Below are 24,915 nucleotides of genomic sequence, written 5' to 3'. Positions count from 1 at the left end.
AGTATAATAAATATAACGTCAGCAAATGGATAGTACTTCTATACCTTACCGCAAATCGGGAATGATTGCCAACGATAAGCCTTTAGAAGCTGGCATGATCCGGAGTGGATACGTGGATCGACAGGCTTCTTCCGCTGCTCTGCTCCGGTGAACGGAGGCTTCGCCGGAGTTCACCCAGCATTCTGATTGCGTTCTCCGACGAGCGTGGCTTCGTCGGAATTGAGGCCCAAAATTACCGGTCTCATCCGGTGAGCGGGTGCCCCACCGGAGCTGCGGATGGACAACATTACGCTCCTCCGACTAGCGTTCACCCGCCACCCTGACAAAGAGGGCGAAGCTCCGTAAGCTGCACAAGAACAGGAAGAGGCCGGGACAAAATCCCGGCCTCTTTTCTGCATCCGAACATAGCTTACGTAAACGCGTTCCTTCCCGCTCTCTTCCTGTTTCTTATTGCGCATATAGATAAGTCATTACAGCAGCCCCGAGGCTTTCGAAGACAGGTGTCGCGTCATTGGTCGCATCCTGCCAGCCGTCCGTCAATACGGCCACGATGTAGGTCTGGCCGTCCAGCGTCAGGATGCCGGCATCATGGGAGACCGAGTCAAGCAGGCCGGTTTTATGGGCAAAAGCGACGCCTTCATCCAGTCCGGTGTTGAGGGCGTAGACCAATTGCTGATCAGCCAGTAGCCCAAGAAAGTAGGTGGTGCTGGATTCCGAAAGCAGCTCCCCGTCCAACAGGCGTTCCAACAAGAAAGCCACTTCAGCGGGAGTTGTTTCCAAGTCACCGTTGTAATAGATGCCATCGGATTCCAGATAGGGATTGAAGCTCGTGGAAACGAAGCCTTGCTCATGGATGAAGGTTTCAATATTGTCCCAGCCGATCAGATGCGCGAGTTCCTTGGCGGTTTCGTTGTCTGAAACAGTGATGGTGCTCGTCAGGTAATCGTCTATGGTCGCGCCGTCGTCAGCCATTTGGTCCTCCAAGGAAAGCGTGCCGGCATCGACTTGGGTCAGGATAGCGTAAGTCAAAAACAGTTTGTAGAGGCTCGCACTGGTGAAGATGCGCGATGGATCGGAAGTGATTGCTTCGCCCGTCTGCTCATTGATGAGGACAAAACCGATTTGTCCGGGGTAAGTCAGATTCAATTCATCCACTTTTGACGCCAAATCTTCTCCTGAAGGCTTTAAGATCGTGCTGGACTGAAGAATCTCGTTCGCTTCAGCGATACTGTTTCCATCAGTATCCTGGCCTTCCTCGATCTCGTATGCAAGGTCGGTCGCCAGAGTCTGGGCCGATGCAGCACTTTCTCCATCCTTGCTGATGGCCAGGTCCCATAAAAGGATAGTGACGCATCCTGCAAGGAGTAGGGTGGAAAGGAGCAACGCGTATTTCTTTTTCAGTTTTCTTTTCTTTTTTAGTTTTCTTCTCTTTTTCATTTTCAGATTCCTCGTCTATAGCTAAAGAATGGTGCTCATGTGAGCAGAAGCCAGGAACGGAAGAGGGGATTTTCCGGTCAGGCATTTTATTTGACGGACGCACCGGATACGGGCATTGAGTTGCCGCCCATGCCGCCACCCATTTGGCCGCCGCTCGCTTCAGTCGTGGCGCTCACCTCAACGGTCGACGAGCCGCCGCTGAAGGCGGAAGCTTCATAGATTCCGGTAGCGGTTTCGCCTGTAACGGTGCCTCCGGTCGTGATGGTGTACGCAGAGCCGTTGACCAGGTCAGGACTGGAGAACACTAGCGACTGTGCCGTCGTGGAAGCTTCAAACGTCAGGATCACTTCGCCGTCCGGGCCGGTGATCTGGATGGCTTCATCCGCAGCCAACGGCAGGGAAGAAGTGAACAGGAAGCTTTGTGCGGAGGTCGAAGAAGGGCTCATCGCCATTCCGGAGCTTCCGACACCGATCAGCGTGCCGCCGTTCATGTTGAAGGTGCTGTCGTAGTCCAGCGTGCCGTTCATGCTGTCAGTCGGTCCGTTGACGACCACGGTACCATCGTTCATTTCGATGCTGCCATTGCTGTCGAGGCCGTCACCGCTCGCATTCACGACCAGCGTACCGCCGTTGATGGTCAAGAGGCCCGCCCCTTCGGCAGTGGATGCGAAAGTATTTTCGCCGGGGCGTCCGCTGACGGCTGAAGCATCGTTCCCGCCTGCAGTGTTGACGCCGTCGTCCGTTGCCGTCAAGGTGATGTCCCCGCCGTTCAGCGTGATTTCGGTCGCTTCGATTCCTTCATAACTTTGATTGATATTAATGGTTCCTTCGTCGATTGTCAAGGTGTTGTCGGCATGGATGCCGTCGTCACCGGAAGCGAGCGTGAAATCGCCCCCTGTGATTTGGATCGTGTCGTTCGTGTGGAGGGCGTCATCCGATGTATCCAACACGAAAGTGCCGCCGGAAACCGCCAAGGAGCCTGTTGCTTTCAATCCTTTGGCGCTGGCGGTATCCTCGGCAGTAGTATCTGCGGCCGCCTCAGCACCAGGAGTGCCCCATGCTCCCCAAGTTTCGCTCTGGGTGCTGCTGTTTGCGCTGCCGCCGCCGGTCGTGATCGTAAAGTCGCCTCCCAGGATCTGAAGGTCGGTAGATGCCTGGATCCCGTCTGCAACGGAAGTAATCGTGAAGGTGCCGGATTGGATCGTCAAGGTTCCTTTGCCTTCCTCTTCTTCGTTTGTCGATTGCAGTCCGTCGCCGCCCGCGTCGATTGTGAACGTGCCGGAGCTGATGAAGAGCGAATCGCGTCCTTTGATGGCATCGCCGACTGAAGTGATCTCGTAGATTCCTTCCGCAATGGTCACATCATCCTTCCCTTTGATGGCATGGGCATAATTGGCATCGATGACCAAAGTTCCGGTTCCGTTCAGGATCAGATCGGATTTGCTGAAAAGAGTAGCGTCTGGTTCATCTTCACTGTCTTCGAAGGTATAGGTCTCTCCATCGCTCAAAGTATTGGTCGTTCCTTCGGCCAAGGTAATGGTCGCGGAGTTGGCGCTTTTCACGTAGATAGCTGCACCAGTGGGATTCGTGATAGTGGCTCCGTCCAACACGATCTGGACATCGGCTTCATCGACGGTTTCGACGCGCACTTGGCCTCCGCTCAAGGTTCCGCTCAGTATATATGTTCCGGGCTGTGTAATGGTCAGGGTGGTACCGTCAGCTGCCGCGCCGGAGCCGTCGACTGTGATCGTTTGATCGGAGAAACTGATGGCCGTGCTGTTGCTTTCCGAATAGTTGGAGTCGGATGCAGCAGCGGCTGAGATGTCGCTGGAGGCTGTAGTGGTGCTTGCTTCAGTCGAGCAGGCGGTCAACAAGGAAAGGGCGCCTGTCAGTGCGAGCATTTGTGTCAGAGGTCGGTTCTTTAAATTCATTATAGTACTTTTCATGGTTTTGTTCTCCTGTCTGGTTTTGTTTTTTTACTTATGGTCTTATCCGGCTTGGTTGCCGTTGTAGCTGACCAAAGTGGCGTTTTGAACGCCCTCGATGGCGCTCAGTTCGTTCATGAAGCTAGTCTCGTTGTTTTTGACTTTCACTTCATAGATCAGTTCCGGTTGGCCGTCCGTGATGCTTTTTGATTTCACAATGACTTTTCCGAAACGGTTTTTGATGATTTCGGTTGCCTGCAGTTCGGCATTTTCGTTTTCCAACTGGAGCATCAAAATGTAAGGGGCCGAGGAATCGACTTTGCCGGTCAGGATCAGCAGGATGGCGGTGATGAAAAGGGAGCCCAGGAAGGCCAATGCATATAGGCCTGCCCCCAGGATGATGCCGACGCTGATCGACCAGAAAAGGAAGACCAGATCAAGCGGTTCTTTGATGGCGGTGCGGAAGCGGACAATGGAAAGGGCACCGACCATCCCGAGGGATAGGACTACGTTGGAAGTGACGGCCAGGATGACGAAAGTGGTCAGTACGGTCAGCAGCACCAGTGAGGTATTGAAGGGTTTCGAGTACATGACGCCGGCATAGGTTTTTTTGTAGATGAAGAAGATGAACAGCCCGATGAACAAGGCCGAAAGCAAGGATGTTGCAGCAGCGACGATGGAAAAATCGGCCGTCTGCTCCAAAAAGCTGTTTTTTAAGATGTCTGTGAATGTTGTCATTTCAATATTCCTCCTGGATGTTTCTTATATTTGATTCAGATGTCTTCCGATGACGTATTTGGAATGCGACGTGCTCGTTGTTTCTTCCGTCTGCACCAGGTTCTGGATCCACAAGGGCAGGTAATTGTCGAATTTGACTTCCAACACGCAGTCGATCCCGGGTTCCCGAATGCCTATCCGGCCATCGTGAAAGAAGGAGGACACTTGGGTGCTGGCGTGCATATCAAAATCCAGGGTGATGCGGGTGTTTCCGGGTGCATAGGCGAAAGCTTCGCGTTCGTAGGTGATGATGACTTTCGGTTCCATGCATTGGCTTTTGCACTTGGCGTAAAATTCCTGAAGCAAAGGGTGGCTAGCATCAGCCAAGCAGGCATAATTTTTTTGGATGAGCTGCTCGGCGGTTTCTTTCGTGATGCGGGCGCTCTGTTTGTAACCGACGGCGCCGTCCTTGACTTTCTTCTCCAGACGGATAAAGGAACAGTCATTGTTGTAATAACGGATCCGGAATTTTTCGCGGTAGCTGCGGCCGTCCTCTTTGTCCCAATAAGCCTCATCATAAATCGTGTCAAAATAGAGACTCCGGATGCTGTAACTGTTGCCTACCGAGTTCTCATCATGCTTCAGGAATTTTCTCAGCCGGCTCGTCAGGATGACTTGGTTCTTTTGGGAAATTTCATGTTTGTATTCATTGCGGTAGCAGATTTGGCTCATAACGCTCGACCTCGTTTCTTGTTTCTCTTGATGTCCTTATTCTATGCCGATCCGGGAACCAATTCTCCGTAAAGCGGGCAGAGAGTTGTTGCAAAAATGGCGCAAAACGGGCGGAAAGGTGCGTAAAGAAGCGCAAAAGTCGATTGCCTGCCGAATGCGAACGCAAAAAGACCGCTTCGCAGGCCTTGGGGCGGTCTGCGAAGCGGTCCGGCTATTGGTGGTTCATTGGATGGGTTGTTGCGGCAGGATGATCGTGAAAGTCGTCCCTTTTGCGGAGGACATGACTTCGATGCGTCCCCCGTAGGACTGCACGATCGACTGGACGATCGAGAGCCCGATGCCGTGCACACCTTTGTTGCCTTTGTAAAAGCGGTCGAAAATGTGCGGCAAATCGGCCTTTGAAATCGGTTCGCCGTCATTGTGGATGGTGATCATGATCCGGTTGTCGATCTGCCGGCAGCCCAGATGGATGATGTTTTCCGCGTAGCGGAGGGCATTGGAGATGAGGTTCTGGAAAGCCCGTTCAAAATCCTTTTCATCGTAATGGAAGAGAACGGGATCTTTCTGGAAGTCGAATTGCACGCGCAGATTGTTCCGATCGCTGACGCTCGCATAGCGTTCGGCGGTGTAGGCCAGTGTCTCGCGCAAGTCGTTCGTGACCATCATCCGATCCGATGAGCGGGTCTCCAAGCGCGACAGATAGAGGATATCCTCCACAAGTGTACCCAGTTTATCGGTTTCTTTTTTGATCGCGATGGCGCCTTTTTTGTCATCGATGATGCCGACTTCGATGCCTTCCGCATTCGTTTTGATGATCTGCAGCGGCGTTCTCAATTCATGGGAAGCGTTCTGGAAAAACGTCCGCTGATCCGCGTCATACAGCTTGAGCTTTTTGGTGGTTTCGTTCATGGTCGTCTTCAGTTCGTGGAGCTCGAGGTCGACAAATTCCTCATCGATCGTCTGGTAATTTCCTTCGCCGATTTCGTTGGCGAAATGAGCCAGTGTCTGTAGCGGCTTCGTGATCTTGGAAACGATCAGATAGGTGATGGTGGCGATCGTCACCAATCCGATCAGCATGATGATCAGAAGGATTTGATTCAAGGTCTGTTCGAAGATATACAGATCGGACATGTTCAGGAAGAATACCGCGTAGGTCCCTTCTTCCTCGATATTGGGCGCGATGGCATAGTAGTAAAGGTTGTCTTCCAATTCCAGTTTGCCATCGGCTGTCCGGGCCAACTTGATGTCGGAGCTCTTCAGCCCGGAAACGAAATTCGTCAAGGCATCCTCGTCGCTGAAGCCGGAAAACTGGACCTGCGGGAAGAGAATTTCGAAATCATCGGAAATGATCGTTTTCTGGACGCTGGACGCAAAAGCCGTATGCGGTTCCGGATTTTTGTCGTGCGGTTCGTCCGTAATGGCCGCATCCGAGGCTGTCGGCTCCTGCTCCGCTTTTTTGTCCCCATCAAATGGCCGTTCGATGTAATTCTGCCGCGCCTCAACGAGCAGCGAATCCGCGGTTGTTTCAATGTATTGGGTAAAGAAAAAATTGAACACCAGATAAATGAAGGCGAAGACGGCCGCCAAAAGCAGGGTGATGGTCGTCAGGAGCCGGATCTTCAAACTTTTTTTTGAGTTCTTCATCCTGCCGCCGACTCCTTCACGGTGAAGCCGAAGCCCCAGACCGTTTCAATCTCGACAGTGGAGTCGGCAATTTTCTTGCGCAGACGTCTGACCGTATCGTCGCAAGCGCGCGTTTCGATATCCTTGCCGTAGCCCCAGATCGAATCCAAAAGCTCATCCCTTGAAACGGCCCGGTTTTTGTTTTCGATCAGATAAACGAACACATTGTATTCGTTCGGCGTCAGGTTGAGGGGCACACCCTGTTGCTTGACGGACATGGCAGCAAGATCGATTTCGATATCGCCGATCCGGAGCGTCGCTTCTTCCTGGCGGGAAGGCAACCGTTCCTGATCCATCTTGATGCGGCGCAATATAGCCTTCACGCGCATATTCAGGGCGATGGCGCTGAACGGTTTCGTGAAATAATCATCGCTGCCCAGGTTGATGCCCGTCGCATAATCCATGTCGCTGTCTTTTGCGGTCAGGATGATGATCGGCACCGAACTGATGTCGCGGATTTTTTTCGTGATTTCGAAGCCGCTCGATCCGGGCATCATCACATCGAGGATGACCAAGTCCGGTTGCTTGTTCAGGAATGCCTCGTAAAGCAGGTCGCCGTTCGGGAAGTCGGAGACCGCATAACCTTCGCTCTCGAGAAAGGTCTTTACGGTCAAACGGATGCCCTCTTCATCCTCTGCGATATATATTTCTTCATTCATTATTATTTCCACCCCATTCTTGTATTCAGTATAACCGATTTCCATTGGAAAGATTACGAAAAACTGCGGCAATCCTGCAGAAATTGCGCTCCTTTCCGAAAACAGCTGCACAATTCCCTTGCAAACTGGTAGAATAGCGTATAGTCCTTATTGGATCAGACTGTGAATAATGATTTTTGGAGGAAATAACCATGACCCTTACACATAGAAACGCAACCTTGGATGACGTGGAAGAAATCGTCGCTATCTACAATCAGACCATTCCCAGCCGGATGGTAACGGCCGACCTGGAGCCGGTGACCGTCAAGCAGAAAATGGGTTGGTTTTTGGATCATTCGCCCAGCTACAGACCGATCTGGGTTTTCGAAGAGGACGGAAAAATCTGCGCTTGGCTGAGCTTCCAGGCTTTCCACGAGCGCGCCGCCTACGACAAGACGGCGGAGTTGAGCATCTATATCCATGAAGACTACCGCGGTAAAAAGCTGGGCACCCAAATCATGGAAACCGCTCTAGCCGCCTGCGAAGAACTGGACATCACCAATCTGGTCTGCCTTATTTTCGGCCACAATGAACCAAGCATCGGGCTGATGAAGAAATTCGGTTTCGAGCAATGGGGCTATTTGCCGAGAGTCGCCGAACTTGACGGCATCGAACGCGACCTTGTCTATATGGGCAAAAGAGTGCGCGACTGATCGTATATCGGCAGGCAGCTATCTAACTGACGGGGTGTGTCACTTATGATTGGTCTGTTGATATATTGTTGACATTGCATAATTTTTATTGCAGTATCCATCCTTATAGTATAATTAGTAAGCAAGTTTTTTGAAATTATTTTACAAAGGATGGATGACGCATGTGGTTTTTGTTTGCGATAGTATCCGTGTTGGCCTGGGGCACAGCGGATTTATTTTATAAAAAAGGGAGCGATCCGAAAGACAAGTACAGTTATCTGAAGATCGTCATCATGGTGGGTGCGGTCATGGGGATCCATGCGGTCTATGTCATGCTGACTTCAGGCGTGGCCTATGAGCCGATCAACATGATCACCTATTTGCCGGTATCGGCTTTGTACATTCTTTCGATGGCGGTCGGTTACGCAGGTCTGCGTTTCCTGGAGCTGTCCATTTCTTCGCCGGTGCAGAACTCGTCCGGAGCGATATCGGGTTTGATGACTTTCATTTTCCTGGGGCAGTCCATGACCGGCATCCAGTTTTTTGCGGTCGGCTTGATCACGATCGGCGTGATCCTGCTGTCTGTTTTCGAGCAACGGTTCGCCGAAGCGGAGCGGAAAGAAAACAAGGAAATGATCGACCGCAAATACAAATACGGTGCCATCGCCTTGCTGTTCCCGCTGGGGTATGCCTTCATCGATTCACTGGGAACTTTCGCGGATGCCTGGGTCTTCGACAGAGGGATGGATGAAATGCAGGCGAACATCTCCTATGAATTGACATGGCTGATTGTGGCTGTGCTGGCTTGGATCTACCTGGTCCTGATAAAGAAGGAAACATTTGCCTTACGCGATCAGAAGGACCGCGGTCTGGCGGCCATCTTCGAAACGTTGGGACAGTTCTTTTACGTTTTTGCGATCAGCGCAAACGCAGTCATCGTCGCCCCGATGATTTCGTCCTACAGCATGGTGTCCGTCATTTTGTCGCGCATCTTCCTGAAGGAGAAGTTGACTGCGAAGCAATACGCGGTCATCGCGATGATCATGGTAGGGATTTTTATCTTAGGGTTCGAATAGAAATATTTCGGAAAAACAACTCCTCTCAATTTCGGTTGAGGGGAGTTGTTTTTTTGTTGGTCAATCTCAAGAAAAGTTTAGGTGAGACGAAAAAAATATTGCGTTTATCCGAACGAGGTGTAAAATAAGAGGCATAATAGCAAGAAGAAAGAAGGAATACACCATGGAAAAGCAACAGGCTGCTCCGGAATTGAAAACGATGGAAGATGTTATCCCAAACAAGTTCCTAAGCCAAGTGCATCATGTCAGTCTCGAGGAAATCAACAGCTCTGTAACAATTCCTAAAAATGCAAATTTCCTGAATAAATTAATGGCTTTCATGGGACCGGGTTCGCTGGTCGCTGTCGGATATGTCGATCCCGGAAACTGGGCCACCTCGATAGCGGCAGGCTCGCGCTACGGGTACGCACTGTTGGCTGTTGTGCTCGTATCCAGCCTGCTGGCGATGATGTTCCAGGAGATATCCGCCAGATTGGGGATAGCCACGAATATGGACCTCGCTCAAGCGACGCGCGCTACTGTTTCAAAACCTGTCGGCTTTTTCCTCTGGATCCTGACGGAACTGGCCATCATGGCGACGGACATAGCCGAAGTCATCGGATCCGCGTTGGCCTTGAATCTTTTGTTCCGCATCCCTTTGGTTGTGGGGGTCGTGATCACCACCGCGGATGTGTTTCTGTTGCTTTTGTTGCAAAAAAAGGGGTTCCGTTGGATCGAATCCATCGTCGGCGTCCTGATGTTCTCTATTTTCGGAATTTTCTTCTATGAGATGATGATGGCGTCCCCAAACTGGGGTCCACTGCTGAAAGGGTACTTGCCGACTCCGGAAATACTATCGAATCATGGCATGCTTTTTTTGTCCTTGGGCATTTTGGGAGCGACGGTCATGCCGCATAATCTCTATCTGCATTCTTCAATTATCCAAAGCAGGGATTACGAACGGACGGAAGAAGGGAAGAAGGAAGCCGTCAAATTCGCAAAAATTGATTCTGTTCTGTCTTTGAGCGGAGCCTTCGTCATCAACTCGCTCATCTTGATCGTGGGGGCGGCTGCTTTTCATGGACTGAATGAAAACGTTGGGGCGCTCGAAGATGCGTACAAATTGCTCAGCCCGACACTGGGTGCGGCTGCCGCAAGCAGTCTTTTCGCTGTGGCTTTGCTTTGTTCGGGACAAAATTCAACCATTACCGGTACGTTGAGCGGTCAGATCGTTATGGAAGGCTTCATTCACTTGCGGATGAAACCATGGCTCCGGCGCATGATCACCCGTTTGTTGGCAATCATTCCGGTCTTCATCGTCACTTTGTTGGCGGGCGAATCGGGAACGGAAAATTTACTGATCTGGAGCCAGGTCATCCTGAGCCTGCAGCTGCCTTTTGCGCTTATCCCGTTGCTGAAGATCACGAGCGATAAAAATAAAATGGGGAACTTTGTCAATTCGAAGCTACAAAAGGTGTTGGCTTGGACAGCCACCTGTGTCATCATCGTTCTGAACATCTTTCTGGTCGTCAATATCATTTCACAACTATAGAACCGGCAAAAACGGGGGGAGCAGGCATCTGCTTTCCCTGTATTTTTTGGGTATTGCATATTGAATACGACGAAGGGGGGGAGCGCCATTCGTTTGTTTTGTGCAAAGCGCCATTCTGAGGGATAATGTTCATGAGAGAAGCTGTTGAAAGAAGGGCCAAAAATGGATAAGCCTCGATATGATGAAAAACCGAAGAAATTGCTTGGGTTAAGCTTGGCGGGTGGCGGTCTGAAATCTTTTTCGCAGCTGGCGGTCCTCCATGACCTGGAGGAACACCAAGTTGCGATCGATGCCGTCGCAGGAACGTCGATGGGAGCGGTCATCGCCGCCCTGGTTGCCTGCGGGCTTAAGGCGCAGCAGATAGAAGACGCGCTTTTGGAAGCCGAGAAGAATTTCGAAGAGAGCGGGATCTTCAGCAGGCCGGCCTACAAACTTATCCAACAGGTGCGGGAACACAACAACGGATTCGTAGCGCTGCAGAGCCTGCAGCAGATGGCCTGCAGTTTGTATGAAAAATTCGGGTGCAGAATGTTGTCCGATTGTCGCATGCCCCTTGCCATCCCCAGCGTCGACATCCGCACAAGCGAATTGATCGTGTTCACCAACAGGCCGGATTATTTTTCGAGCCCCTCCGGTGATTGGGTCGTCTATCCGCACGACATCGAATTGGGGAGCGCCGTGGCGGCGTCCTGCGCTTTTCCGTTGGTTTTTTCGACCGCATGCATAGACGGGAGGCAACTGGTGGACGGGGGTGTGATGATGAACCTCCCGATACCGCTGTTTGACCGCGAACGCTTTAGCGTGCTGATGTCCGTTTCGATGATTTACGATGCGGTCGACCGGCAACTCGCTTCGCCGTTCAACGTCGCCATCCAGAGCCTGGATATCCTGATCCGGCAATTGGATCGCCAACTGACGAAACAGGCCGACATTCAGGTGAATTTCCCGATCGAGCCGCATTTTGTTTTCAAAGTGGGCGCCGGTCAGGAAGTCATCAACCTTGCGAAGGGGATGCTTCGGGAAAATCCGATCGACTACAGTCTGCTGGAGAGCCTACGATTGCGGGGGTGAAGGAGACGGCCAAGGGATCCGATCCGTCCGTTCGCCGGAGGAGAGCTCCGGTGACGTTCGCCAGCTTCGGTGACGCGTCCGCCCGACGGAGCACACCGGTAACTTTCAGCCGCCCCTCCGACGAAGCCTCGCTTATCGGAGAACGCAGAAGAAACAAATCCTGAACTCCGGCGAAGCCCCCGCTCACCGGAGCTTCTGCATTTCCCGGCAGCTTTGAACGCCGACCGCTAAGACAAGTCAACAAAAAACGCCCCATCGGCTGCCGATGGGGCGTTTTCTCATCATCAGATTAGTCTTCCGGCCAAACTTCTTTGGCGATCTCCACTACGTGGCGGACTTTCGCCCACTGTTCTGCTTCCGTCAGCAGGTTGCCTTCTTCGGTCGAGGCAAAGCCGCATTGCGTGCTCAGCGCCAATTGATCCAAAGGAACATATTTGCTGGCTTCTTTGATGCGTGCTTTGATTTCTTCTTTGTCTTCCAGTTCCGCAGTCTTCGAAGTGACTAGGCCCAGTACGATGCGGCCGTGACCTTTAAAGTAGGCAAGCGGTTCGAAACCGCCGGAACGATCGGTATCGTATTCCAGAAAGTAGCCGTCGAAATGGGTTTGCCCGAACAATTCCTCCGCAATCGGATCATAAGGGCCTTCCAAGGAGTGGTGGGATTTGTAGTTGCCGCGGCAGACATGCGTCGTCAGGACAAGGTCGGCCGGTTTGGCATCGATAATGGCTTGCACATTTTCGGCAGCGATGCGCTTATCCGCTCGGTATGCCTCCGTATCGCTCGCGAAGTTGCAGAGAAAGCCCCAGTGCACATCATCCAATTGCAGATAGCGGCAACCGAGATCGTAGAAAGCTTGGACCGTGTCGATGTAGGCTTGCTGCACATCCGCTTGGTACGCTTCGACGGAAGGATAAATTTCCTCGTTGCGGTAGCCCGGATAAAAGACCTCGTTCGGGCTCGGAATCGTGAACTTGACCACGCCTTGGTCACCAACGATTTCGTTCAATGATTCGAAAGCGGCCAGGAAAGGGTGCTCCGGATTGAAGGAGATTTTGCCGACGTTGCGGAAAGCGTACTTGCGGACTTCCACATCGCCAAAATCATAGCCGTGTTCCGGCACATAACCCTCGAAGCCGTTCAGGTTTTCGATGAAATCGATATGCCACCAAGAGCGGCGGAATTCGCCATCCGTGAAGCCTTGCAAGCCGTTATCCTTTTGGTCCTGGACCAGTTTCGTGATTTCTTCCGTTTCCACTTTGTCCAAGACAGCCGCGTCGATTTCTCCGGCCGCAAATTTCAGGCGGGCGTCCTTCAACGGTTCGGTGCGCAAAAAGCTTCCTACGTGGTCGGCTCTGAATGGTAAGGTTGTCGTTTTTTGTGCTGTTGTCATGTTGTGTTCCTTCTTCCGTTTATTATTTTTGTCAAACCATTGATTGCACAGTAAAAAAATACGCCCCTGCACATTGCTGTGCAAGGACGTATGATTGCTCATCGTGATACCACCTTGGTTCGGAGTCTGCTTGCGCCCGGCTCCCTCAGTCAGTACGCGAGACGATTGGTCTTGTTATACTGCGGCATTGTAACGTATGCGCACGTAGCTTGCTGAGGCCAGAAGGCGTTCGCAAACTAATCACTCTAAGACCATTTTCTGGATGACTTTCCTGTCCTCTTCTCAGCTGCCGAGGTTCTCTGTGCATTTCCGCTATCCGTACTCTTCTTTTCACTGTGATGTCGTTTGAAATTATGTATATAATAACAGTACGATTAGTAAGTGTCAAACGATTCCTCATGATAAATTAATCATTTTGTGCGGATTTCAGCGGCATAGGCTTCATAGAAGTCTTTTTTTGTCTGGATGAAGCGCCTGAAATCATTCAGCAACTGGAACAGGATGGCGCGGTTTTCGAATTCTGCGCGGGTAACGGGAAGCTCGCTTTCGCGAAAGGACTGCTGCAAGGAGTCGATGTCCTCCAGCAGATAAATGCCGGTGTTCTGTTCGTGCAGCTGGGCAGCGGTCAGGAAGAAAAGCCCGGCCAATATTTTGTTCTCCCTGGTCGGCAACGCGCACAGCCCGAGGTTTGTGGCCATGTACTTCAGGATCGTGACCTGTTCGCTGCGCATGTCGAAGTAGCGGATATTGTAGGTCGATTGGTCCAGCAGCTGATTGTCGAACTCCGCGTAGACAACTTTCCTGTATTTTTCCAACAAGTCATCGAGTTCAGCCAAAAGGCGGACTTGATTCTGATCCTGTCCTTCCCGGAGCGCGATGCTGAAACTCTGCAGCACTTCTTTCATCTTTGCCTCCGCCTGTTCACGCAGCGCAATGATCTGGCTCGCTTTCGAAGGCATGTACAGGTTGAAAAAGATGGCCACTCCCGCGCCGATCATCATCAAGGCGAGTTCATTCAGGAGCCAGGGAAAGCTGGTCGTCTTTTCCAACAACAGATGCGTCACAAGCACCGAACAAGGCGCGATGCCCGATTGAAGGTTGAAACGATAGGCCAACGGAACGTAGAAAAGCAAGTAGACACCGAATACGACGATATGGAATCCGAACAAACGGAAAAGGATTGTTGCAATCGTCAATGCCAGCACGGTGGAAGCTACCCGCTGCAACGCCGTCAATACGGAAGATTTTTTTGTGTCCAGCACGCTGAGGATCGCGATGATCCCGGCCGAAACGGAATAATTCAAGCCGAAAAATTGCGCAATCAGAATCGCAATGACGGTTGCAAAAGCGATTTTGATGGTGCGGTGGCTCAAGCTCATGGGCATCACTCCTTTTTTTCTAGCATAGTGCATTTCCGTCCGTTTGACCAGTGTTTTCGGAAGAAGCACAGGGACTCCAAAGGGGGTCCCGCAGCGCTGATTTCTAATGAAAAAACACTATATCTCGTTCCGCTGCCATGGTATGATACTGGATGTTGTTCCGCGGACTAGCGGATCGGAAATTGCATAAAATACGGAAATAATCAGATAAGACCAAAGGAAGGGATATGATTGAGCGTGCTGGTAATGGCAGGAATGATAGGCGCAGGCAAGTCGACGTACACGGAAATGATTTCAAGAAGGTTGGGGACGGAGGCCTTTTTCGAAAGTGTCGATTACAATCCGATTCTGGATAAGTTTTACGACAATCCGCAAAAATGGGCTTTCAGCCTTCAGATCTACTTTTTGAATACGCGTTTCCGCAGCATTAAGGCAGCGTTGACGGACGACAACAATGTCTTGGACCGTTCGATTTATGAGGACGCGCTGTTCACAAGGGTCAACCACCTGCAAGGCAACATCTCCAAAGAAGAGATGGACATCTACAACGATCTGTTGGCCAACATGATGGAAGAATTGGCCGGGATGCCCAGAAAAGCGCCGGATCTGCTGATCTATCTGGACGGATCCTTCGAGAAAATCCTGGAGCACATCAAGAAACGCGGCCGCGAATTCGAACAGATCGAGGACGATCCGGAACTCTTGGCCTACTACGAATTGCTGTACGACAATTACGAGCAGTGGTACCAGGAGTACGACCAGAGCGCCAAAATAAAGATCGACATCGATGCGTTCGACATCGTCAATAATCTCGGGGACGAAGAGAAGGTCATGGCCATCATCGAAGAAGCGTTGCTGGAAGCGCGCGGGGAAGGCTTCGTTCATGCCGGATCCGTTGAAGAATTTATGGGCAACTAAAGACCGTTTTGAGCACTTTCCGGTTCAGGAGAGTGCTTTTTTTCGAAGAAATGAATCTTGAACCTAATAATCAGTTTTTCGCCTGCAATCAGGACAAGTGCTGAAAAAGGGGTCCCATTTGAGGGCAAATCGTTTTGGATAACAGGCGGGTCCGGTATAATGAGGACATGCAAAAAGAGTCCGACAACGGCAAGGAGGGCCTGACATGCCGGGACTGAAGGATGCTTCTTATCAACGAGCGGAGGTTTGATGGAATGGGAAAAATACTGATTATCGGTGGGACCGGCAACATATCCTTGCCGGCGACAAAAAAATTGGCGGCCGATCCCCACAATGAGGTTTACGTACTGAACAGAGGGAACCGGAACGCGGATCTCCCGATCAATGTGCAGACGGTGGTCGGAAACATCACGGATACGGCCTTCATGAAAGCCTGGATCGCGGACAAAGCGTTCGATTCCGTGCTGAACTTCATCGTGTGGGACGAGCAAAATGCCCAGGACAACATTGAAATATTTGCCGGCCACACAAAGCAATTCATCTATGTGAGCACGGTGGTCGTACTGGATCACGAAGCGACCTGCAACGTCAAAGAAACATCGCAGATGGGAAATAAATATTCAGATTACGGCAAAAACAAAGCTGCAGCGGAAAAAGCCTTCCTCGCAGCGAAGGCAGCTTCAGGCTTCCCGATCACGATCGTCCGGCCGACCCAGACCTACTCAAAAGACCGGATCCCCTTGAGCGTGAAGGGTTCAGGCTGCTGGAGCGTGATCGCCAGGATGCTGCAGGGCAAGCCGGTCATCATCCATGGCGATGGCCAATCGGTGTGGGCCAGTACGCATTCGGAGGACTTTGCGGAAGGCATCCAGCCGATTGTGGCCAATCCGGAAACGGTCGGCGAGACCTATCACATCGTGAATCCCGAGCCGCATACGTGGGACATGGTCTATCAGGAGTTGGCGTCGTTGTTGGGGGTCGCATATAAGCCGGTCTACATTTCGACGGAGCTGCTGAGTGCCTCCAAGCAATATGACCTGATGCAGTCCATCCAGGGCGACAAACGCTGGTCCAACATCTTCGACATCTCGAAATTGAAGCAGGTCAATCCGGACTTCGCATGCAAAATTCCGCTGCGGAAAGGGCTGCAGCTCTTTTTGGAATACATGGACGCGCACCCGGAACTGAAAGTCGAAGAACCCGCATTCGACCAGTGGTGCGACGATACGATCGCGCTGTACGAGTCGCTGAAAGCCAGCTTCCAAAAGGATATCCGTTAATAAAAAGAACGCAGCTTCGCCGGAGCTGCGTTCTTTTTTTTCCGCACACCTTCCCGCAGCGTCCGCTTCTGTACTATAATAGGATAGATGCAGGAACGAACGGATGTGGAGGAAAGAAGCGGATGATGGCAAGTGATGCAAAGGGGCATTTGGTGACGGTGGAGCAATGGCGGGCGATCAACGAACGGGATCAGTCCTTTGACGGGCTGTTTTTTTATGGGGATCGCCATGCCCATGTCTATTGCAGGCCATCGTGTCCTTCACTTGTTCCGAAATTCAATCACGTCACGGTTTTTTTCTCCTCCGAAGAGGCGGAAATGCTCGGATACGGTCCTTGCCGCAGATGCCGTCCCAACGGTAAGGAAGTATCCGATCTGGAGTGGGCCGGGCAGACGGAACGTTTCATCCGCACCCACTATCCGGAAACCTTGGACGTCAACCGGATTGCGGAAGCTTGCCATGGACCGTCATCGGAACTGCAGCAGGTCTTCATCCGCATCTACGGCGTTTCATTGATGGATTACGTGGATAGGGTACGGATGGACCGGGCCCGCTATCTGCTGGGGCACACGCGCTTGCTGCTGAAGGAAGTGGCTGACCGGATCGGTTTTGCCGATCCGATCGCATTTTCCCGTTTCTTCAAAGATAAAGAAGGGGTGGATCCCGTCCGGTACAGGGGGCAATTGCGTGCTTCCAGGCGTATTTCCGGCCCGACCCGTGCACAGCCGAACCAACAGTCTGAACCTGAATCCGAATAGACAACCCGACACCTGCAAAGGTATTTTTTTTCGGACAATAAGAGTTGACACGAAACGATTACAAATGTAAACTTAGGTCAGAAAACAAACGGAAGGGTGAAAAAAATGGCGGAACAAGCCCAAAAGAAAATCACCGATGCCGAGTGGGAAGTGATGCGCGTCGTCTGGACCAACGGAAAAGCGACGAGCAGAGAGATCGTTGCTGTACTTCAGGAAAAGATGGATTGGAAGCAAGCCACCGTCAAAACGCTCATCGGCAGACTTGTGGATAAGGGCATGTTGGCAACGGAACCGATCGGCAACAAATTCATATACAGCGCGACCGTATCCGAACAGGAGAGCGTCGGCGGCGCTACCGAAGACCTTTTGGCGCATGTCTGCACGAAAAAAGTCGGCCGCACGATAGCGGAGCTGATCGAAAGGGCGACACTGAGCCATGCCGATGTTGCGCTTTTGGAAAAGGTGATTGCCCAGAAAAAAATGACGGCAGTCGCCGAAGTGAAGTGCATGTGCACGCCAGGTCAATGTAACTGCAAACAGACTGGTTGCATACATGAGGAGGAATCACCAGATGAAAAATAAGACATACGATATAGAAGGAATGAGCTGTGCCTCCTGCTCCCAAGCTGTGGAGAAGGCTGCCGCCAAAGTAGCGGGCGTTGAGGAAGCCACCGTCAACTTGGCGACCGAGAAATTGACAGTCGCCGTCGAAGAAGGCACCTTTTCCGAAGAAGCACTGAAGGATGCGGTCGATGCAGCCGGCTATGTTTTGGCGGCGAATCAGAAAGAAAAAACTTTTCTCATCGAAGGCATGAGCTGCGCCTCGTGCTCCCAAACCGTGGAGAAAGTGACCAGAGCCGTTGCCGGCGTGTCGGGTGCCTCCGTGAATCTGGCCACCGAAAAAATGGTCGTTTCCTACGATCCGACCGTGCTGCATGCTGGGGAAATTGAAAAAGTAGTGTCCGAAGCGGGCTACAAGGCGATCGAAGAGCACGCAACGGTTGAAGAAAGCGACCGAAACCAGGAGAAGAAGGAACAGCACATCAAAAATATGTGGCGTCGTTTTTGGCTCTCGGCTGTATTCACGGTTCCGCTTCTGTACCTTGCGATGGGCCACATGTTGGGCTTGCCGCTGCCGATCAGCCTCCACCCGGATATGCATCCGGTCATGTTCGCGCTCACGCAACTTCTGCTGACGATTCCGGTCATGGTGCTGGGGACGAAATTTTTTACAGTCGGTTTCAAGTCCTTGTTCAAAGGACACCCGAATATGGACTCGTTGGTGGCTTTGGGGACTAGTGCGGCTTTTCTGTACAGCCTATATGGCACCGTTGCGGCAATCGGAGGGAACAATGAGCTGGTCATGAACCTTTATTACGAGTCAGCGGCTGTCATTTTGACGCTGATCACGCTCGGAAAATACTTCGAGGCCGTTTCCAAAGGCAAGACATCGGAAGCCATCAAAAAACTGATGGGCTTGGCTCCTAAGACTGCCCGGGTCATCCGCGACGGCAATGAGGAGGAGATCAAGTTGGAATCCGTCATGGTTGGGGATATCCTAGTCGTCCGGCCAGGAGAAAAAATGCCCGTCGACGGGAACGTGACGGAAGGCTTAACTTCCGTGGATGAGTCAATGCTGACAGGGGAAAGCATCCCGGTAGAGAAAAAAACAGGCGATGCCATCATCGGCGGCAGCATCAACAAAAACGGAACCATTCAGTACCGGGCCGAAAAAGTCGGCAAGGACACTGCGTTGGCGCAAATCATCAAGTTGGTCGAAGATGCCCAAGGTTCAAAAGCGCCCATCGCCAAGCTTGCGGATACGATATCGGGCTACTTTGTCCCGATCGTCATCGTGCTCGCTATCTTAGCGGGGCTTGCCTGGTATTTCCTGGGACAGGAATCCTGGATTTTCGCGCTGACGATCACGATTTCGGTTTTGGTCATCGCCTGTCCGTGTGCTTTGGGCCTGGCGACACCGACTGCCATCATGGTGGGTACCGGCAAGGGTGCCGAGAACGGTGTTTTGATCAAAAGCGGTACGGCTCTGGAAGTTACGCATAAAATTCAGACGATTGTTTTCGATAAGACGGGAACGATCACAGAAGGCAAACCGAAAGTGACGGATATTCTGGTCAGCGAAGGGTTCGATCAGGAGGAGCTGCTGCTGTTGGCTGCATCAGCCGAAAAAGGGTCGGAGCATCCACTGGGAGAGGCCATCGTTCGCGACGCCGAGGAGAAAAAGCTGGCTTTAGTGAAACCGTCTGCCTTCAGGGCATTGCCGGGGTTCGGAATTGCGGTCACAATCGATGGGAAAGAGCTGCTGTTGGGAAATGAAAAGCTGATGCTGAATCATGCGATCGGCCTCGATTCCTTTGCCGCAACCTCCCATGCGTTGGCTGAACAGGGCAAAACACCGATGTATATCGCGATGGATGAAAAGCTGGTGGGCATCATTGCCGTTGCAGACACGGTGAAGGCAAGCAGCGCCGCCGCAATCAAGAAACTCCATGACATGGGCATCGAAATCGCGATGATCACCGGCGACAATAAACGGACGGCGCAAGCCATCGCTAATCAGGTGGGCATCGACCGCGTCCTGAGTGAGGTGCTACCGGAAGACAAAGCGGAAGAAGTCAAGAAGCTGCAAAAGGACGGCCGCAAAGTCGCCATGGTCGGAGACGGCGTCAATGACGCACCGGCATTGGCTCAAGCCGACATCGGCATCGCCATCGGATCCGGGACTGACGTCGCCATCGAATCGGCGGATGTCGTGCTGATGAAGAGCGATCTGATGGCGGTTGCCACCGCCGTGGAACTCAGTAAAGCAACCATCAAGAACATCAAGGAAAATCTGTTCTGGGCATTCGCTTATAATGTTCTGGGCATTCCGGTTGCGATGGGAATCCTGCATGTCTTCGGCGGTCCTTTGCTGAATCCGATGATCGCCGGAGCAGCGATGAGTTTCAGCTCGGTATCGGTTGTATTGAATGCGTTGCGCCTGAAAGGGTTCAAACCTTCCGCATCGAAGCGGTAAGGGAATATTATAGGGAAAAGAGGAAACGATGATGGAAAAAGAATTGATGATTGATGGAATGAAATGCAATGGTTGCGTTGCGACCGTGCAGGAGAAATTTTCTGCAATCGCAGGTGTGGAAGAGGTGATTGTCGATCTGGAAGGAAAGAAAGCGACAGTCAAAATGAACCAGGACATCGCAGAAGCGACCTTTAATGAAGCCTTGGCCGACACGAAATTCAAAGTAACCGGCAGCAAATGAGTAAAGATAATGTATGGCTCCCTCAGTGCTGACCGCTGAGGGAGTTTTTCTAATAAATTTGTACATTTTTTCTGATTGGCTATTGTCGTAGGCACAATTTAGGAGTAGAATAGAACATGCAGTCCGGTCGAGAAGACCAGCATGCGGGCGTAGTTTAGTGGTAAAATGCGACCTTCCCAAGGTCATGTCGCGGGTTCGATTCCCGTCGCCCGCTTCCTACTATTCAATGAATCTTAACCTTACCGATGAACTCGGTAAGGTTTTTTTAATTTTGTTTACATCAAGCAAATGTTTTGTAATGATTTTTAGCTATTCTTGGAAAGATACCGCCCGTCCGCTTGGGAAATTACACTCGTTGAAACTATTGTTACAATTTGAACAGTATATAAATCAACGTTTTCGGGCGGATTTGAAACAAAGTTTGTGAAAAATAGCGTCTGATCCGTCAATTGTTACAAGTTGATTTTCTATATTACGACAGCGTAATATTTGACTTATGTTTGTAAGATAAACAGTTTTTTGCGACAGTGGCGTTAAGATGGAATAACAAACAGAGGGTTTTTAACTTTCTGGATTTGATTCGTGATAGGATTGTCTCTGTTGAAAGAACTCCGATCGGGACCTGGATAAATCGGTATTTATCAAATAAAAGGCCACGAAGAGTATAAATTGCAATACGAAAACATTGCGAAGAGAAGAAAGGGACAAAACACACATGAAAAACTTCAAATCTAGATTATTCGTAACGAGCGCAACTATAGCAGCCATCGGTTTTATGGCAACAGCAAATCCTACACAAGCAATCGCAACAGAATATACTTCATCCACTTGGACAGCACGTACAGCAGATCAAATCAAAGCGGATATCCAAAACTTGGAGAGCGGCAGCAAATACACTTTCCAATGGGGCGATACTTTATCAGCAATCGCATTGGCGACTGACGTTTCCGTGAATGCATTAGTGGAAGTCAACAGCATCGGAAATGCGGACATGATCATTGCCGGCAATTCAATCGTATTGTCAGCGGACCACAACATCGTGACTGTTGAACAAGACGCAGAAGTGAAGAGCTACGATGTCAGCTCCGAAGAAGTTGTTGAAGTCGAAACGCCGCTTGAAGTTGTTGAAGAAGTTCAAGCAGCTGCACCAGTTGCAGAACCAGTTGCAGAACCAGTTGCAGAACCAGTAGCGGCACCAGCCGAAGAAACATATGTGGAGCCGGCTCCGGTGGCACAAGCGTCAGCAACGACTTACCAAGCGAGCTACTTCCTGTATCAAGTAGTCCAAGCCGAAGCAGGCCCAAGCTACCAAGAAAAAATGAACGTTGCTTCCGTTATCATGAACCGCGTGGATTCAGGAATCTGGGGCGGAACAACGATCGATGCTGTATTGTACGCATCAGGTCAATTCTCAGTAGTTTCTAACGGATCAGCAGCAGCACAAGTACCATCAGCTGAAACGATCCAAGCAGTAAACGAAGTGTTGAACGGAAACCGCACAACATCCGCACAAAGCTTCCGCGCTTCAGGCGATGGCGTAACGAACGTATTCTTCTAAACCATATAGATTTTGCAGAAAAGCTGACTCCGCAATGGGTCAGCTTTTTTTGCACAAAAATAAGACAAGAGCAAATCCGATTTTTACCGGGATTTGCTCTTGTCTGTTGGGAATCGTTTTTCGATTAGATGTTGACGTTGACAGGACTTAATTTGGATACCAGATTGCGGAGGCGGGAGCCTGCGATCTCCTTGATCGGCTCGACGACTTCCCTGATTGCGACGTACTTGTCCACATAAGTCACGACAAAACTTTCTTTGTAGCGCGGCAGGCCGCAACGGCTCACCAAAAACATATGCTTCAGGATGATATCGCGTTCCAGTTCGCTGATTTCAGTGATGCGGCAAGCATTTTCGCAAGCGATTTTGGGATGGGCATCCGCATGGGAACCGATATTCAGCTGCGCAACGGCATCGCGGTCTTCATGGAAGAAGTCGTGCAACAGACCTGCGCGGGCAGTGGAACGGGCATCCAGATTCCATTTTTTGGCGATCTGAAAACTCTTGTAGGATACGCGGATCGAATGTTCCAAACGATTGGTGAAGTGGTGATGGGTAATGGTCTCCATGTGCAACAATTCTTCGTGATAGATGAGATCTTCGACCAAAGCAACATATTCAGCATCATTTTTCCAATGGGATAGTGGCATCTGCATGCTTATTCGATCATCCTTTATAATAGTAGTTTGGTTTGTATTTTTCATGATGCCCATACTATACACCCGCCGCTGAAAAAAAGGAAGGGACTCGTTGTGTTTTTTTCCGTTTTTTTCACTTTTACGGTTTTTTTAAAATATTTGTCATTTCATTGTCACATGCACTGTTTTGCGAATTGGCGTGTACTTTTTTTGATTCCGGAGTAGAATAGGGGATATAAGAAAGGGGAGGGGCGACGAATATGGAGAAAGTGGAAGGACCTTATTACTTGTTGAATGATGACCTTGTCAAAAACGAGGATGGCGGAAGCTATCCGGAATTTGAAGGTCGGACCGTATATGAACTCATTCGTGTCCAGGACGGGATCGCTGTGTTTTTGGAGGATCATTTGGATCGATTTTTCCGGTCCGCGGCTTACCTGAATCAGCCGTTGCCGGCTACAGCCGAATCGATTGCCGAACGCGTCTATCGCCTGATCGCCGCCAATCAAGTTGGCGAACAGAATCTTAAGTTCATACTTGGGAAAACAGCAAAAGGCGAAAGCGTATTATGGATTTTCTTCACCCAAAGCATCTATCCACCGAAAAACTACTATGAAGAGGGAATCGCGACGAGCCTATTCCATATCGAAAGGCTGGATCCGAACATCAAACTTGTCCGGTCGGATTATCAGAATGCGGTACTGCAGGAACGAGCCGATAAAGGGGTCTACGAACTGCTGCTTGTGGATGGGAACGAGGAGATTACCGAAGGCAGCCGCACGAATGTCTTTTTTGTGAAGGGAAAAGAATTGTACACCCCTCCGGCAAAAGCCGTATTGTTAGGCATCGTCCGCAAAAAAGTGTTCGAAATCTGCGAAAAACGGCAGATACCGATCAATGAGACGGCCATCCCGGTCGAGTGGATCAAGGAAGCGGAAGGAGCCTTCGTTTCCGGAACCGGCAATAATGTGCTGCCGATAGCGAAAATCGGAGATCACCTGATTCCGACGCTGGAAAATCCGATTGTGCAGGCTATCATGGCGGATTATGCCGAGATGGTCAGGATATATAAAGAAGAAAAGAAACACTAAAAAAACATTGTTACCCCTTTTTTATGAACGGGTTGACAAAGGGCGGCCCAGCGTTTAAACTGAATACAGCATTGAGACCATCGCTTCGGTTCAAGCGGTGGTTTTTTTATAGAAAAGAACGGAGGTCAGGGATGTCTACAAAGGAGAAAGTACTGCAATATCTTGAGCAGCATAAGGGCGAAAGCATATCCGGCCAAGATTTGGCTGATAAACTGGAAGTATCGAGAACATCCGTATGGAAAGCCATCAATGGTCTGAAAAAAGAAGGCTATCAAATAGAAGCAACAACGAATAAAGGGTACCAGCTGTCGGTCGAAACTGATTTGCTGTCGGAAGCAGCCATTGTGCCGCTGCTGTCGGAAGCGCTGAAAAATCACCGGATCCTCACGCACAAAACGATCGATTCGACCAACCTGGAGGCCAAACGGATCGTCAATGAAGAGCCAAGCTTCGAAGGCGTCATTTTGTCGGAAGAACAGACAAAGGGAAGAGGGCGTTTAGGCAGAACGTTTTACTCGCCGAGCGAATCGGGCCTGTACATGAGTTTGGTGTTAAGGCCGGCTGCTGATATGGACAATGCTACCTTGATCACGACTGCTGCCGCTGTCGCCGTCTGCCAGGCAATCGAAACACTGACCGGAAAGGAACCGCAGATCAAGTGGGTGAATGACATCTTCCTGGATGGCAGGAAAGTCTGCGGCATCCTCACTGAAGGGATCATGGACATGGAATCGCGGACGATCGGAACGATCATTCTGGGAATCGGCTTGAATTTCCGGGTGCCCGAAAAGGATTTTCCGGATGAGCTCCAGTCGATTGCCGGCACTTTGTTCGATTCAAAAAACGTCACTGTGACAAGGAACCAAATGGCTGCCGAAATACTCAATCATTTTTATGCCCTTTACCCGGACTTGGCCTCCCGTTCCTACCTGGAAGAGTACCGCAAACGCTGTTTCGTCCTGGGCGAACAAGTCACTTTCCCGCAAGGAAGCGAAACGATCGAAGCCAAAGCAATCGCGATCGACAACGACGGCGGACTCATAGTAGCTTTGCCGAATGGAGAAACAAAAACCCTGACTTATGGAGAAATCAGCATCAGAATCAAAAAGAGAGAAGGAAAATAA

22 protein-coding genes and 1 tRNA gene are annotated in these 24,915 nt (G+C 50.8%); 14 read left to right on the top strand and 9 right to left on the bottom strand.

The features are described 5' to 3' along the window. Positions 1 to 447: 447 nt before the first annotated feature. The 6 genes from BMX58_RS01855 to BMX58_RS01830 all read right to left on the bottom strand — a co-directional run bounded on the left by BMX58_RS01855 (position 448) and on the right by BMX58_RS01830 (position 7,153). On the bottom strand, positions 448 to 1,437 hold the full coding sequence (locus tag BMX58_RS01855) for a serine hydrolase (RefSeq protein ID WP_068621466.1): 990 nt from the start codon (positions 1,435 to 1,437) through the stop codon (positions 448 to 450). 86 nt (positions 1,438 to 1,523) lie between these two features. After that, the gene (locus BMX58_RS01850) at positions 1,524 to 3,383 is read right to left on the bottom strand and encodes a carbohydrate-binding domain-containing protein (protein WP_204243744.1); all 1,860 of its coding nucleotides are present in this window, start codon (positions 3,381 to 3,383) and stop codon (positions 1,524 to 1,526) included. A 42-nt stretch (positions 3,384 to 3,425) separates the two neighbouring features. After that, positions 3,426 to 4,100, bottom strand: a complete 675-nt coding sequence (locus BMX58_RS01845; RefSeq protein ID WP_068621462.1) for a DUF4956 domain-containing protein — start codon at positions 4,098 to 4,100, stop codon at positions 3,426 to 3,428. 24 nt (positions 4,101 to 4,124) lie between these two features. After that, a complete protein-coding gene (locus tag BMX58_RS01840) occupies positions 4,125 to 4,811 on the bottom strand; it encodes a polyphosphate polymerase domain-containing protein (RefSeq protein WP_068621460.1) in 687 nt (228 codons plus the stop codon). Positions 4,812 to 5,033: 222 nt separating this feature from the next. Then, entirely contained in the window at positions 5,034 to 6,455 is a 1,422-nt protein-coding gene (locus BMX58_RS01835; RefSeq protein WP_068621459.1) for a sensor histidine kinase, read from the bottom strand. After that, positions 6,452 to 7,153, bottom strand: coding sequence for a response regulator transcription factor (locus tag BMX58_RS01830; RefSeq protein ID WP_068621636.1), 702 nt, complete (start codon positions 7,151 to 7,153; stop codon positions 6,452 to 6,454). Before BMX58_RS01830 ends, BMX58_RS01835 begins: the two co-directional genes overlap by 4 nt. A gap of 191 nt (positions 7,154 to 7,344) precedes the next feature. Here BMX58_RS01830 and BMX58_RS01825 point away from each other — a divergent pair, with 191 nt between their 5' ends. From BMX58_RS01825 to BMX58_RS01810, 4 genes are all read left to right on the top strand, one after another. After that, positions 7,345 to 7,845: a GNAT family N-acetyltransferase gene (locus BMX58_RS01825; RefSeq protein ID WP_068621457.1), complete on the top strand. Its 501-nt coding sequence runs from the start codon at positions 7,345 to 7,347 to the stop codon at positions 7,843 to 7,845. 161 nt (positions 7,846 to 8,006) lie between these two features. After that, the gene (locus BMX58_RS01820) at positions 8,007 to 8,900 is read left to right on the top strand and encodes an EamA family transporter (protein ID WP_068621455.1); all 894 of its coding nucleotides are present in this window, start codon (positions 8,007 to 8,009) and stop codon (positions 8,898 to 8,900) included. Between the two features lie 163 nt (positions 8,901 to 9,063). After that, entirely contained in the window at positions 9,064 to 10,431 is a 1,368-nt protein-coding gene (locus BMX58_RS01815; protein WP_084253776.1) for an Nramp family divalent metal transporter, read from the top strand. Between the two features lie 162 nt (positions 10,432 to 10,593). Next, a complete protein-coding gene (locus BMX58_RS01810; RefSeq protein WP_068621454.1) occupies positions 10,594 to 11,502 on the top strand; it encodes a patatin-like phospholipase family protein in 909 nt (302 codons plus the stop codon). Between the two features lie 289 nt (positions 11,503 to 11,791). Here BMX58_RS01810 and BMX58_RS01805 read toward each other — a convergent pair whose 3' ends face one another. Together BMX58_RS01805 and BMX58_RS01800 are read right to left on the bottom strand one after the other, a co-directional pair. Continuing rightward, positions 11,792 to 12,892 carry a 5-methyltetrahydropteroyltriglutamate--homocysteine S-methyltransferase gene (locus BMX58_RS01805; protein ID WP_068621632.1) on the bottom strand — a complete coding sequence of 367 codons (1,101 nt, stop codon included), beginning with the start codon at positions 12,890 to 12,892 and terminating at the stop codon, positions 11,792 to 11,794. A gap of 410 nt (positions 12,893 to 13,302) precedes the next feature. Then, on the bottom strand, positions 13,303 to 14,271 hold the full coding sequence (locus BMX58_RS01800) for an aromatic acid exporter family protein (RefSeq protein WP_068621452.1): 969 nt from the start codon (positions 14,269 to 14,271) through the stop codon (positions 13,303 to 13,305). Between the two features lie 237 nt (positions 14,272 to 14,508). On the opposite strand from BMX58_RS01800, the gene BMX58_RS01795 reads away from it, so the two are divergent. From BMX58_RS01795 to BMX58_RS01760, 8 genes are all read left to right on the top strand, one after another. Beyond that, entirely contained in the window at positions 14,509 to 15,189 is a 681-nt protein-coding gene (locus BMX58_RS01795) for a deoxynucleoside kinase (protein ID WP_239420521.1), read from the top strand. Between the two features lie 254 nt (positions 15,190 to 15,443). Beyond that, positions 15,444 to 16,469 carry an NAD-dependent epimerase/dehydratase family protein gene (locus BMX58_RS01790; protein WP_068621450.1) on the top strand — a complete coding sequence of 342 codons (1,026 nt, stop codon included), beginning with the start codon at positions 15,444 to 15,446 and terminating at the stop codon, positions 16,467 to 16,469. A 122-nt stretch (positions 16,470 to 16,591) separates the two neighbouring features. Continuing rightward, positions 16,592 to 17,227, top strand: a complete 636-nt coding sequence (locus tag BMX58_RS01785) for an Ada metal-binding domain-containing protein (protein WP_068621448.1) — start codon at positions 16,592 to 16,594, stop codon at positions 17,225 to 17,227. Between the two features lie 105 nt (positions 17,228 to 17,332). Further along, the gene (locus tag BMX58_RS01780; RefSeq protein WP_068621447.1) at positions 17,333 to 17,809 is read left to right on the top strand and encodes a CopY/TcrY family copper transport repressor; all 477 of its coding nucleotides are present in this window, start codon (positions 17,333 to 17,335) and stop codon (positions 17,807 to 17,809) included. Beyond that, positions 17,799 to 20,264 (top strand): heavy metal translocating P-type ATPase, encoded by a 2,466-nt coding sequence (locus tag BMX58_RS01775; protein ID WP_068621445.1) that lies wholly within the window; start codon positions 17,799 to 17,801, stop codon positions 20,262 to 20,264. Before BMX58_RS01780 ends, BMX58_RS01775 begins: the two co-directional genes overlap by 11 nt. A 31-nt stretch (positions 20,265 to 20,295) precedes the next feature. Beyond that, entirely contained in the window at positions 20,296 to 20,505 is a 210-nt protein-coding gene (locus tag BMX58_RS01770) for a heavy-metal-associated domain-containing protein (protein WP_068621444.1), read from the top strand. Between the two features lie 143 nt (positions 20,506 to 20,648). Further along, positions 20,649 to 20,719, top strand: a tRNA-Gly gene (locus BMX58_RS01765). Positions 20,720 to 21,280: 561 nt separating this feature from the next. Then, positions 21,281 to 22,063 (top strand): cell wall hydrolase, encoded by a 783-nt coding sequence (locus BMX58_RS01760; protein ID WP_068621443.1) that lies wholly within the window; start codon positions 21,281 to 21,283, stop codon positions 22,061 to 22,063. 124 nt (positions 22,064 to 22,187) lie between these two features. Here BMX58_RS01760 and BMX58_RS01755 read toward each other — a convergent pair whose 3' ends face one another. After that, the gene (locus tag BMX58_RS01755) at positions 22,188 to 22,718 is read right to left on the bottom strand and encodes an HD domain-containing protein (RefSeq protein ID WP_239420515.1); all 531 of its coding nucleotides are present in this window, start codon (positions 22,716 to 22,718) and stop codon (positions 22,188 to 22,190) included. Positions 22,719 to 22,960: 242 nt separating this feature from the next. Here BMX58_RS01755 and BMX58_RS01750 point away from each other — a divergent pair, with 242 nt between their 5' ends. Beyond that, entirely contained in the window at positions 22,961 to 23,791 is an 831-nt protein-coding gene (locus BMX58_RS01750) for an aminotransferase class IV (protein WP_068621441.1), read from the top strand. 131 nt (positions 23,792 to 23,922) lie between these two features. Further along, the gene (locus BMX58_RS01745; RefSeq protein WP_068621439.1) at positions 23,923 to 24,915 is read left to right on the top strand and encodes a biotin--[acetyl-CoA-carboxylase] ligase; all 993 of its coding nucleotides are present in this window, start codon (positions 23,923 to 23,925) and stop codon (positions 24,913 to 24,915) included.

Source organism: Trichococcus ilyis, from assembly GCF_900109135.1.
Classification (GTDB): Bacteria; Bacillota; Bacilli; order Lactobacillales; family Aerococcaceae; genus Trichococcus; species Trichococcus ilyis.
Note: the sequence above shows the minus strand (reverse complement) of the source record. Positions and strands in the feature narration are given on the sequence as shown.